The sequence below is a fragment of the Pseudomonas sp. GW822-FHT06B12 genome, from assembly GCF_058799675.1.
In genome coordinates this window covers 432868-444601 of the sequence record NZ_JBXALR010000004.1, presented here as the reverse complement: position 1 = coordinate 444601, position 11734 = coordinate 432868, and the positions used below count along the sequence as shown (strand labels likewise).

The following is an 11734-nucleotide window of genomic DNA, read 5'->3' as shown; positions in this document are numbered from 1 at the left end:
ACACACCGCGTCGCCTTCATCGCGAGCAAGTCGGATCGCCGCACCGTCGCTCCCACACAAGAAAGGCTGTTCATTTCACTTCCGGCGGCGTGACGAACGTGTGATACGGCGCCGGCGACGGCACGCTCCACTCCAGGCCTTCCGCCCCTTCCCAAGGTTTCGCCGGGGCCGCCGGGCCGCCGCGGATGGTCTTGATCACGATGAACAGGAAGAAAATCTGCGTCGCACCGAAGGTGAACGCACCAATCGACGACACCATGTTGAAGTCGGCAAATTGCAGGTTGTAGTCCGGAATTCGCCGCGGCATACCCGCCAGGCCCACGAAGTGCATCGGGAAGAAGGCCATGTTCATGCCGATGAACGACAGCCAGAAGTGCAGTTTGCCGAGGGTTTCGTCGTACATGTGGCCGGTCCATTTCGGCATCCAGTAGTAGGCCGAAGCGAAGATTCCGAAGATCGCCCCCGGCACCAGCACATAGTGGAAGTGCGCGACCACGAAGTAGGTGTCCTGGTACTGGAAGTCCGCCGGGGCGATGGCCAGCATCAACCCGGAGAACCCGCCAATGGAGAACAGGATCACGAACGCCACGGCAAACAGCATCGGTGTCTCGAAGGTCAACGAGCCTTGCCACATGGTGCTGACCCAGTTGAACACCTTGACCCCGGTGGGCACCGCGATCAGCAGCGTCGCGTACATGAAGAACAGCTCGCCCACCAGCGGGATGCCGACCACGAACATGTGGTGCGCCCAGACGATGAACGACAGGAAGGCAATACTCGCCGTGGCGTAGACCATCGAGGTGTAGCCGAACAGTGGCTTGCGGGCGAAGGTCGGAATGATCGAGCTGACGGCACCGAACGCCGGCAGGATCATGATGTACACCTCGGGGTGGCCGAAGAACCAGAACACGTGCTGGAACAGCACCGGATCACCCCCACCGGCAGCGCTGAAGAAGCTGGTGCCAAAGTGGATGTCCATCAGCATCATGGTCACGCAACCCGCCAGCACCGGCATCACTGCGATCAACAGGAACGCGGTGATCAGCCAGGTCCAGACGAACAGCGGCATTTTCATCAGGGTCATGCCCGGGGCACGCAGGTTGAGGATGGTGGCGATCACGTTGATCGCGCCCATGATCGAGCTGATGCCCATCAGGTGGATGGCGAAGATGAAGAAGGTCACGCTTTCCGGTGCATAGGTCGTCGATAGCGGGGCGTAGAAGGTCCAGCCGAAGTTCGGTCCGCCACCCGGCATGAACAGCGTTGACACCAGCAGCAGAAACGCTGCCGGCAGCAGCCAGAAGCTGAAGTTGTTCATCCGCGGCAGGGCCATGTCCGGCGCGCCAATCATCAGCGGGATCATCCAGTTGGCGAGACCGACAAACGCCGGCATCACCGCACCGAAGACCATCACCAGTCCGTGCATGGTGGTCATTTGATTGAAAAATGCCGGTTCGACGATCTGCAGCCCAGGCTGGAACAGCTCGGCGCGGATCACCATGGCGAACGAGCCGCCGAGCAGGAACATCATAAAGCTGAACCACAGGTACAGCGTGCCGATGTCTTTGTGGTTGGTGGTCAGCACCCAGCGCATCAGGCCCTTGGCAGGACCGTGGACGTGGTTGTCGACGATTGCATGACCGTGGTCATCGTTCACAGCATTCATGGCCTGTCTCCTGCAAACGGGTGGGCTGGGCGGCTCGGGGTGCTTAACCCCAAGCGTTCACGGGAACACGCAATAGACCGGGTCATTTGCTTGCCGCCTGTTTGAGGGTCAGTACGTCTTTAGGGGTGACCATGTCGCCTTTGTTGTTGCCCCAGGCATTTCGTTCGTAGGTCACGACGGCTGCGATATCGACTTCCGACAGCTGCTTGCCGAACGCTGCCATGGCGGTGCCGGGTTTGCCGAAGAACACACGGTGCAGGTGGTCCTCTATCGGCCCGGTCGCGATTGGCGAGCCTTTGAGTGCCGGGAACAGCGGCGGCATACCCTGGCCTTCAGGCTGGTGACAGGCAGCACAGGTGGTGTGATAAATCTTGTCGCCACGTTCCTTCAGCTCGTCGAGGGTCCATTCTTTGCTGGTCAGCTCTTTGAGCTTGGCGGCGTCGGCTTTGCGATCGGTCAGCCAGGTGTCGTAATCGGCCTTGGTTTTGACGTCGACCACAATCGGCATAAAGCCGTGGTCCTTACCGCACAGCTCGGCGCACTGGCCACGGTAGATGCCGGGCTTGTCGATACGGGTCCAGGCTTCGTTGACGAAACCGGGAATCGCATCGCGCTTGACCGCAAACGCCGGCACCCACCACGAGTGGATGACGTCGGCGGAGGTCACCAGAAAGCGCACCTTGGCACCGATCGGCAGCACCAGCGGCTGATCGACTTCCAGCAGGTAGTTTTCGCCTTTGGCGCTCTTGTTGTGGATTTGCTCTTGCGATGTGGCCAGGTTGCTGAAGAACTCGACATCCTGGCCCAGGTATTTGTAGTGCCACTTCCACTGATAACCGGTGATCTGGATATCGATATCCGGTTCACTGGCGTCGTACATCTTGATCAGGGTCGCGGTCGCCGGAACAGCCATGGCGACGAGAATGATGAAAGGCACCACGGTCCAGAGGATCTCGACCGTCGTACTTTCATGGAACTTGGCGGCCACCTGCCCGGTGGAGCGTCGATGCACCATCATCGACCAGAACATGGCGCCGAAAACGATGATGCCGATCACCACACAGATCCAGAAGATGGTCATGTGCAGGTCGAATACTGCGTGACTGATTTCAGTCGCTCCAGGCGCCATATTCACAGTCCAGGCGGCTTGCGCCTGGCTGAAAATCGACCACAACAGGAGGCCCATCCAGACGTGTGGATGTCGCATCATTGCGGGTTCCCCTTATCGTTCTTGTTATCCCGCTGGCTAACACCAGCGGCAAGGGAGCGGCTTTTTCAGACTACGAACTTGAATCGCCGGGCCTTGCTGCCTATGCAGTCGGGCGTCATCAGCTAACTCCATTCAGATCCGAGTATAGACAGCGAGTGCGACCTCGCAACGCGATGGCGTAAATCAACTGAAACACCTTGCACTTGCGCCACAGGCCACGGATGGAGAAGGATGTGTGATCGGTGATGGCAAATCGATATAACGCAGTGGCATCAAAGGTGAAATAATTATGACAAATACGTCTTAGCCACTTTGATAAGCAGGCTAACTTATGTCTTCCCCTATTTCCTTGCATTCGTTTCCTGGAGTTTTCATGAACACCGCCGCATTGCGCGAGCAGATTCAACGTGCCCAACAACATGAAGCCGAAACCGGTCAGCTGACCCGTCAGCTGGAAGTCCAATTGCCGCACCTGCACTCCGCCATCCAATTGCCGGACGTCGACGCCAATGGCGTGATGACCCGTTTTGTTGCCGCTTATATAGAACAAGTGCCAGACCTGCTCGACGCCGCCAACGATGTAGCTCGCGAAGCGGGTATCGAGTCGCAGATCAAACCGGTGCTGAAAATCGCCGAGCAGTTCTTCCTCCAGCCACCGGCAATCATGGCCGGTCACGTTGGCCTGGATAGCCTGCTGGACGAAGCCTATCTGGCGCATCGCCTGGTAGAAGAGGTTAACGATCTCTACATCAAACATTTCGGCCAGCCACTGATCCCATTGGACATGACTGTCGCCAACCTGATTGCCCACCAACTGATCGGCGAGGACTTCGCCAATCAACTGGATGAGGCTGTACATCACGCCGTCGACGAGATGCTGAATGAAGAAAGCTTCGCGCTGGAATCCGTCGAAGCCTACCGGGAAAAGCTCAACAGCCCGGACACCGGCGCCGCCTGGAAGCGCTGGCCGTGCTTGTCACGTCAGCTGGGCGTAGGTCTGGAACTGGATCAGCCAGCGGCTTGATCCAACTGTAAAAACCGAACACCTGTGGGAGCGGGCTTGCTCGCGAAAACGGTGGGTCAGTCGAGATAAATGTCGACTGACTGATCGCTTTCGCGAGCAAGCCCGCTCCCACACTGTTATCTATCCAGCGGAACCCATTCCAACGGTCGTACGCAATCGCCCCTCCAACCGGCGCTTCAAACCCCGCGCTTCAATCAATAGCTTCGAACCTTTCGCCGCATTGGCCCGCCCCCATTCCTCAAGCAATTCCAGGCATGAGTGGTCGATGTAACTCAGGTTATTCAGCGGCACATGCACCGTCGCACCGGCCGGAATAGCCCCCAGCACCTGGGTCAACGCCGGCACCTTGAGAAAGGTCGCAGCGCCCACCAGTCGCAACTCCATTTCACCCTCTGCCGGAAGGTCGATCAGGCTGATCTTCAATCGCGAGGCCTTCCAGGCCAGCTTCGCCAGGGTCAGGCCGAAACCGATCAGCACCCCGGTCAGCAGGTCACTGAAGATGATTGCCAGTGCGGTCACCGCATAGGTAAACATTGGCATTCGGCCATACCGTCCCAGTCCGCGAAACGCCTTCAGATCCACCAGTTTCACCCCGGTATACACCAGCACGCCGGCCAGGCTGGCCACCGGAATGCTTTGCAGCACACTGGACAGCAGCATCACAAACGCCAGCAGCCAGACACCGTGGAGAATCGCCGACAACCGAGTCTTGGCGCCAGCCTGTACGTTGGCTGAACTGCGTACGATCACCCCCGTCATCGGTAGCGCACCGACCAGCCCGCAGAGCATGTTGCCCACACCCTGGGCTGACAATTCGCGGTCGAAATCCGAACGCTCGCCGCTGTGCATGCGATCCACCGCGGCGGCCGAGAGCAGGGTTTCGGCGCTGGCGATGAAGGCCACGGCGAAGGCGGCGATCAGCAGGTTGGGGTCAGCCAGATTCAACAGGTCGGCCGGTTTCAGCCAGTCAATCGCCTCGGCCAGGTTAGCCGGGACTTCGACCCGTTTGACGTTCAATGCCAGCGCCAGACTGGCAAGGGTCGCCAAACCAACGCCGAGCAAGGCGCCGGGAATAAAGCGCAGCGCTTGCGGACGAAACTTCTCCCACAAGCCCATCACCAGAATCGTCGACAGCCCAAGCAGACCGGCCTGCCAACCCAGCCCGCCACCCAGTGTTGGCACGGCTTGGGCAACAGCCGCCGGAAACCCGCTGAGGTTATCCAGCCCGGAGGGTTTAGGGACACCGTCGAGCATCACATGCATCTGCGACAGTACGATCAGCACACCGATGCCCGCCAACATGCCGTAGACCACCGCCGGCGCCGTCACGCGGAACCAGCAGCCCAGCCGCAAACGCCCGGCCAGCAGTTGCAGAAACCCGGCCAGTAGCAAAATCGGCCCGAGCATCGCCACACCATGCTGGCGCACCAGTTCAAAGACCAATACCGCCAGCCCCGCAGCCGGACCACTGACTTGCAGCGGCGAACCGGCCAGCCAACCGACCACCAGTCCACCGATAATCCCGGTGATCAGGCCCTTGGCCGGCGGCATGCCGGAAGCGATTGCAATGCCCATGCACAAGGGCAGGGCGACCAGAAACACCACCACCGAAGCGAGCAGCTCCCGTGGCAAAACAGCTTTCAATTGCGCAGCACGCATTAGCGTTCTCCTGAGATTCTTCAGGCGCGGCGAAGCCCGACCGCTTTTTCAGCGGTCCTGGCCAGACCAGACAGAGTGTTTAGGAGGATTTAGAAGCGCGCTTTTGGCGTCGCCACGGGTATCGGATGACTACCGTCCAGAGGCAGGAAGCAGCCCTTATCCGCGTCGTAGGCTTTGATTTCGCTGGTTTCGATGCTGTAGACCCAGCCATGGATAAACAGCTGACCGTTGGCCATGCGCGAGGCCACTGAGGGGTGAGTGCGCAAATGCTGCAACTGGGCGATGACGTTTTCTTCGGTAAGCACCTGCATGCTTTCGTTTTCGTCAGCGCAATGGCAGTTTTCCTGGACCATGGTTTTTGCCACTTCGGCGTGACGTAGCCAGGCTTTGACCGTGGGCATTTTTTCCAGGCTTTGCGGATTGAGTACCGCACGCATGGCACCGCAATCGGAATGCCCACAAATGATGATGTGCTGCACGCCAAGGGCCAGCACTGCATATTCAATGGCCGTGGAAACCCCGCCGTTCATCTGGCCATAGGGCGGCACTACGTTGCCAACGTTGCGGGTGACGAACAGATCGCCAGGGGCGCTTTGGGTAATCAATTCGGGAACGATGCGCGAGTCCGCGCATGCAATGAACATCGCTCTGGGCCGCTGAGCCGTAGCGAGTTTCTTGAAGAGTTCTTCCTGTTGCGGGAAGACCTCGTGGTGGAAGTGTAAAAAACCGTCAACGATATGCTGCAGCGCTGCATCGGCGCTTTCGGCCTCGGGCAGGGCGGAAGCCGACGCAGCCAACGGCTGTTTATCCTTGTCACTCATAATTCATCCTCTTTGACGGAGTAGGGAAATTTTCCCGTTTTACCTGGGACAAAGCCAGCGACTGGCTAGAAAATATTCAGATCGCCGACAAGTGACCATCCAGTCACTTGATGAACAAGGTACCCACCGAAACTTAACTCAAACTGAATCAACCGCTCTAGAACGTGCGTTCCAGGTTACAAAAAACGTGACCGGGGTAAAAACTCCCAGCGTTTTTCACTACTCAACCATAGGCCAATTGTTGCTAAAGCAACGACATCTGAGCACCAGGCGGACAAAAGGCTTCGCAGTCCAGATTGAAACCTTCACGTTGATTGAGCCCAAGACGCTTTATCGTTTTGGCGAAGCGTTGCGCCAGCAGGTCGGCGAACGGTCCTTCACCGCGCATGCGGGCGCCAAAGCGGCTGTCATACAATTCACCGCCGCGGCTTTGGCGGATCAAACTCAACACATGGGCTGCGCGTTGCGGATAGTGAGCCGCCAGCCACTCCTCGAACAGCGGCGCCACCTCCAGCGGCAGGCGCAACATCATGTACGCCGCACTCTGCGCACCGGCCGCATGTGCTTCGGTCAGCAGGCTTTCCAGCTCACTGTCGTTGATCATTGGAATCATCGGCGAACACAAGACGCCCACCGGAATCCCGGCCTCGCGCATGACCCGAATCGCCCGCAACCGCGCCTTCGGGGCAGCCGTCCGCGGCTCAAGGATGCGTTTGAGCTCGTCGTCGAGGCTGGTCAGGCTGATCATCACCGCCACCAGCCGCTGCTCGGCCAATTCACTGAGCAGATCCAGATCGCGAAGAATCAGCGATCCCTTGGTGATGATGGTCACCGGATGCCGGTAACGCAGCAGCACCTGAAGAATTCGCCGGGTGATTTTGTGTTCGCGCTCGATCGGCTGATAGGGATCGGTGTTGGAGCCCAGGTTGATCGGCGCGCACTGATAACCGCGTTTGGAAAGCTGTTGCTCCAGTACGTCGGCAGCGTTGCTTTTGGCAATCAGCTTCGTCTCGAAATCCAGGCCCGGCGACAGGTCCCAATAGGCATGACTTGGCCGCGCATAGCAGTAGATGCAACCGTGTTCGCAACCTCGATAGGGGTTGATCGAGCGATCGAAGGGCAGGTCGGGCGAGTTGTTGCGGGTGATGATGGTTTTCGCCGTCTCGATGCGCACCTCGGTGCCTTGGGTCAGCGGTGCTTCCTGGTACCAGCCATCGTCTTCGGCCACCGAACGGTTTGGCGCAAAGCGATTGTGCGGATTGCTGGCGGTGCCGCGTCCGCGAGGTGGCAAGGGCGTGAGCATTGGAAAACCCCATAACTGTATGCCTGTACAGTATCGGAAGATTCGCTGTCAGGCCAGTGCCGTTCGGCAGCTTCAGCGAAGCTGCCAAGTTAAAGTTCTACCTGTTTTATACGGGTTACTTGTTACATAACCAATAACCGTAAAAACGGGAAACATATAACCATTGGTCATCCGATAAAAGGCGCCCTTATTATCCTTGCCACTTGCAACACCACTCTGGATAACCCATAAAAGGATTTAACGATGTCTTTCTTTAATCAACGCGGTATTTTCCTGCAACTAATGAACCCTGGTCCTTCGGAACCCAATACTCTTGTATCGATGCAACTTGCCCGTAAGGAACTGGGTTGGGATCCAGAAAATAAAATGCAAACGGAAGCATTGGTTGATTCGATCTTCATGACCGCAGTTTCCAGCGACGGCGGGCGCTCCTTCACTATCGGGACCCTGCGCAAGGATGTCGACGGTGATGGCGATATTGATGCCGATGACAAAACCAAGCTGCTGGTGTTGGCCAAAGCTTATGCAAGTATCGTCAATCCATAATTGGGCCTGATTCGGCACTTGATAATACAGACCGGGATTCAGAAACCAACGCCTGCGAAAACAGTTTCGCAGGCGTTGGTTATCTCAACTAAAAACCATTAATGACATTTTATTAATCACCCCAAATCGTTTAACAATTTTTTTACTGCTAAAGCTCACTCCATCCACCACGTCTGATCCGACAAACACCCGGCAAATGACGTCCGCGCAAAAGTCGAAGGCGCCTTCAGGCTTAACGATTCTTTGACAAGCCCCTCACAGAGCTTTGACTGCTCAGGGTTCAGGCTGGGATTTCGTCGCCCATTCCTTCATCCACGGCCCCCTGACTCATGTCGAAAAACCGCCTCTTGCTCGCACTGTACCTGTCATTCATGGCGTTCTTTGCGTTCGATCAGGTTCAGGCCGAGCAAACCCAATCCATCCGTCCCGCAGAATGGGCCCAACCCGTCGAAGCGCAGTACGGCCTTTACCAGATGTCACCGACCCTCTACCGCAGCGCACTTCCCGATCATGGAGCGCTGCCACTGCTGGAAAAATTCCAGATCGCGACGGTGATCAATTTTCTGCCCGAGTCCGACGCAAGCTGGCTATCGACACCCGGCATCAACCTGGTGCAATTGCCGTACAAGACCAGCCATGTCGATGACAGCGAGGTGCTGAGTGCGTTGCGGGCCATTCAAACCGGTCAAAGCAAAGGCCCGGTGTTGATCCATTGCAAACGCGGATCGGATCGCACCGGCTTGATGGCTGCGATGTACCGCGTGGTGGTGCAAGGCTGGAGCAAGGAGGACGCCCTGAACGAAATGACCCAGGGCGGTTTCGACGACAATACCCACTTCAAGAACGGCATTCGTTACATGATGAAGGCAGATATCGACAAACTGCGCACCGCGCTGGCTAACGGCGATTGCAGTACCAGTGTGTTTGCTACCTGCTCGATGAAAAGCTGGTTAAAAACGGTCAATAGCGAAGAACCGAAGATCTGAGAGGCGCGCCACAACAAGCCCCTTACCCAAACAGGTGAGGCGGCTCATGGACCTGCAATAGAGGATGGTGGTGGTCGTCGACAGAGACCGCCCTTGAGCACTCAGGCTCAAAGGCGGATTTCAAAAAGCCGGGTGATCAGGAATGATCGTCGGGCTTTTTCTTCAGCTTTGGATTGGGGAAGAACTGCACAGCCTGGACCTTGGCGTCCGGGACCTTCAACGCGGTGGTGTTAACCCGCGTACCCAATTCCTTGGGCACTGACAGACCTTGCTCGTTCAACGTGTCGGAATAACCACAGGCCACGCATTCGCGGTGCGGCACTTCGTCTTCACTCCACATCATCAACTTGTCCGGCTCACTGCACGCCGGGCAGACTGCCCCGGCGATGAAGCGTTTCTTGGTTTTGCTCACAGGCCCGTCACTCATGCTGCCGCGTCCTCGTTGAGGCCGCTGTGGCGCAAGAGTGCGTCAATCGACGGCGCACGTCCGCGGAAATCGACGAACAGCACCATTGGCTCTTGAGAACCGCCGCGGGCCAGGATCGCCTCGCGGAACGCACGACCGGTGGCCGCATTGAGCACGCCTTCTTCCTCGAACTTCGAGAAAGCATCGGCCGACAGCACTTCAGCCCATTTGTAGCTGTAGTAACCCGCCGCGTAACCGCCAGCGAAGATGTGCGCAAAGCTGTTGGGAAAACGGTTGTAGGCCGGCGGACGCATCACCGAAACCTCATCGCGAACGCCTTCGAGCACTTGCAGCACGCTACGGCCGTCGCCGTGAGTGGCGTGCAGTTCGAAGTCGAACAGCGAGAATTCCAGCTGGCGAACCATCATCAGCCCGGACTGGAAGTTCTTCGCCGCGAGCATTTTTTGCAGCAGGTCCTGCGGCAGTGGCTCGCCGGTTTCGTAGTGACCGGAGATCAACGCCAGGCCTTCCGGCTCCCAGCACCAGTTTTCCATGAACTGACTTGGCAACTCGACCGCATCCCAGGCCACGCCGTTGATACCGGACACACCGGAATATTCGACGCGGGTCAGCAGGTGATGCAGGCCGTGACCGAATTCGTGGAACAGGGTGGTGACTTCATCGTGAGTCAGCAGGGCCGGCTTGCCGCTGTCGGCCGGAGTGAAGTTGCACACCAGATTGGCCACCGGACTTTGCAGCACGCCAGCGGCGGTGCGGCGGTGATCGCGGGCGCCGTCCATCCAGGCACCGCCACGCTTGTTGGCGCGGGCATACAGGTCGAAGAAGAAGCGCCCGACGTGCTGGCCGTTTTCCTTGATTTCGAACAGACGAACATCCGGGTGCCAAGTGTCGAAGCCTTTCAACTCGGCGATTTCGATGCCGTACAGACGCTGGACGATAGCGAACAGACCGCTCAGCACTTTATCGATCGGGAAGTACGCACGCAGGGTTTCCTGGGCGACGCTGTAACGCTGTTCACGAAGCTTTTCGCCGTAGAAACCGCTGTCCCAGCTTTGCAGATCCGGGCAGCCCTGTTCGGCGGCGTAGGCCTTGAGCTGTTCCAAATCCTGCGCGGCGAACGGTTTGCTGCGCTTGGCCAGATCGCGCAGGAAGTTCAGCACCTGATCGCTGGACTCGGCCATTTTGGTCGCTAGGCTCAGCTCCGAGAAGCTGGCGAAACCCAGCAGCTTGGCCAGCTCCTGACGCAGATCGAGGATCTCTTCCATCACCGGGCTGTTATCGTTCTGACCGGCATTCGGACCTTGGTCCGACGCACGGGTGCAGTACGCAGCGTAGACTTCTTCGCGCAACGCACGGTCATGGGCGTAGGTCATCACCGCGAAGTAGCTCGGGAATTCCAGGCTGATCAGCCAGCCATCCAGATCTTTGGCCTGGGCGGCAGCAGCCATCTGTGCCTTGGCCGAATCAGTCAGGCCGGCGAGGGCGGCTTCATCGGTGATGTGTTTGGTCCAGGCCTGGGTGGCATCGAGCAATTGGTTGGAGAAATGACTGCCCAGCTCGGACAGTTTGCTCTGCACCTCGGCGTAACGCTTTTGCTCAGGCGCAGGCAAATCGATACCCGACAGACGGAAATCACGCAGCGCGTGCTCGAGAATGGTTTTTTGCGCGACGTCGAAATCGACCGCTTCCGGGCTGCTGACCAGGGCTTCATAGGCCTCGAACAACTCGCGGTTCTGGCCCAACTCGGTGGCGTAGGCACTCAGTGCCGGCAGGCAGGACTCGTAAGCCTCACGCAGTTCGGCGCTGTTGCACACCGCATTCAGGTGACTGACCGGGCTCCAGGCCGCGCCCAGGCGATCGTTCAACTCGTCCATCGCCAGCACCAGTCCGGCCCAGGTAGGTTGTTTACCCTGGCTTTTGAGGATCTCGGCGATGGCGGCACGGTTGTCCGCGAGGATCTGTTCGATGGCCGGTTGTACGTGCTCGGCGCGGATCGCCGAGAACGGCGGCAGGTCGTAGGACTGCAGAAGAGGGTTGTTCACGCTCACGGTTGGCACCTTGGCTGATAGAAACATGCTGGAAGAAACATAGC

General features: G+C 58.1%; 10 protein-coding genes. 3 read left to right on the top strand and 7 right to left on the bottom strand.

What is annotated here, in order from left to right; genetic code table 11:
• Nucleotides 1-70 precede the first annotated feature (70 nt).
• Entirely contained in the window at nucleotides 71-1666 is a 1596-nt protein-coding gene (gene ctaD, locus AC1RKH_RS12075; RefSeq protein WP_019694463.1) for a cytochrome c oxidase subunit I, read from the bottom strand.
• 82 nt (nucleotides 1667-1748) lie between these two features.
• Nucleotides 1749-2876, bottom strand: a complete 1128-nt coding sequence (coxB, locus tag AC1RKH_RS12070; protein WP_123427016.1) for a cytochrome c oxidase subunit II — start codon at nucleotides 2874-2876, stop codon at nucleotides 1749-1751.
• Nucleotides 2877-3249: 373 nt separating this feature from the next.
• On the opposite strand from coxB, the gene AC1RKH_RS12065 reads away from it, so the two are divergent.
• Nucleotides 3250-3900, top strand: coding sequence for a hypothetical protein (locus AC1RKH_RS12065; RefSeq protein ID WP_123427017.1), 651 nt, complete (start codon nucleotides 3250-3252; stop codon nucleotides 3898-3900).
• A 120-nt stretch (nucleotides 3901-4020) separates the two neighbouring features.
• Here the strand turns inward: AC1RKH_RS12065 and AC1RKH_RS12060 are convergent, their stop codons facing one another.
• The 3 genes from AC1RKH_RS12060 to AC1RKH_RS12050 all read right to left on the bottom strand — a co-directional run bounded on the left by AC1RKH_RS12060 (nucleotide 4021) and on the right by AC1RKH_RS12050 (nucleotide 7683).
• Nucleotides 4021-5559, bottom strand: a complete 1539-nt coding sequence (locus tag AC1RKH_RS12060; RefSeq protein ID WP_493062818.1) for a SulP family inorganic anion transporter — start codon at nucleotides 5557-5559, stop codon at nucleotides 4021-4023.
• A gap of 89 nt (nucleotides 5560-5648) precedes the next feature.
• The gene (locus AC1RKH_RS12055) at nucleotides 5649-6380 is read right to left on the bottom strand and encodes a carbonic anhydrase (RefSeq protein WP_054594926.1); all 732 of its coding nucleotides are present in this window, start codon (nucleotides 6378-6380) and stop codon (nucleotides 5649-5651) included.
• Nucleotides 6381-6624: 244 nt separating this feature from the next.
• Nucleotides 6625-7683, bottom strand: coding sequence for a PA0069 family radical SAM protein (locus tag AC1RKH_RS12050; protein ID WP_493062817.1), 1059 nt, complete (start codon nucleotides 7681-7683; stop codon nucleotides 6625-6627).
• Between the two features lie 243 nt (nucleotides 7684-7926).
• Between AC1RKH_RS12050 and AC1RKH_RS12045 the strand changes: the two genes are divergently transcribed.
• Nucleotides 7927-8229 carry a hypothetical protein gene (locus AC1RKH_RS12045; RefSeq protein ID WP_493062816.1) on the top strand — a complete coding sequence of 101 codons (303 nt, stop codon included), beginning with the start codon at nucleotides 7927-7929 and terminating at the stop codon, nucleotides 8227-8229.
• Between the two features lie 329 nt (nucleotides 8230-8558).
• Nucleotides 8559-9215, top strand: coding sequence for a dual specificity protein phosphatase family protein (locus AC1RKH_RS12040; protein WP_493062815.1), 657 nt, complete (start codon nucleotides 8559-8561; stop codon nucleotides 9213-9215).
• A gap of 136 nt (nucleotides 9216-9351) precedes the next feature.
• On the opposite strand, the gene AC1RKH_RS12035 is transcribed toward AC1RKH_RS12040, so the two are convergent.
• Together AC1RKH_RS12035 and prlC are read right to left on the bottom strand one after the other, a co-directional pair.
• Nucleotides 9352-9642, bottom strand: a complete 291-nt coding sequence (locus AC1RKH_RS12035; RefSeq protein ID WP_123427023.1) for a YheV family putative zinc ribbon protein — start codon at nucleotides 9640-9642, stop codon at nucleotides 9352-9354.
• On the bottom strand, nucleotides 9639-11717 hold the full coding sequence (gene prlC, locus AC1RKH_RS12030; protein ID WP_493062814.1) for an oligopeptidase A: 2079 nt from the start codon (nucleotides 11715-11717) through the stop codon (nucleotides 9639-9641). The genes AC1RKH_RS12035 and prlC overlap by 4 nt, the downstream gene beginning before the upstream one ends.
• Between the last annotated feature and the right edge of the window lie 17 nt (nucleotides 11718-11734).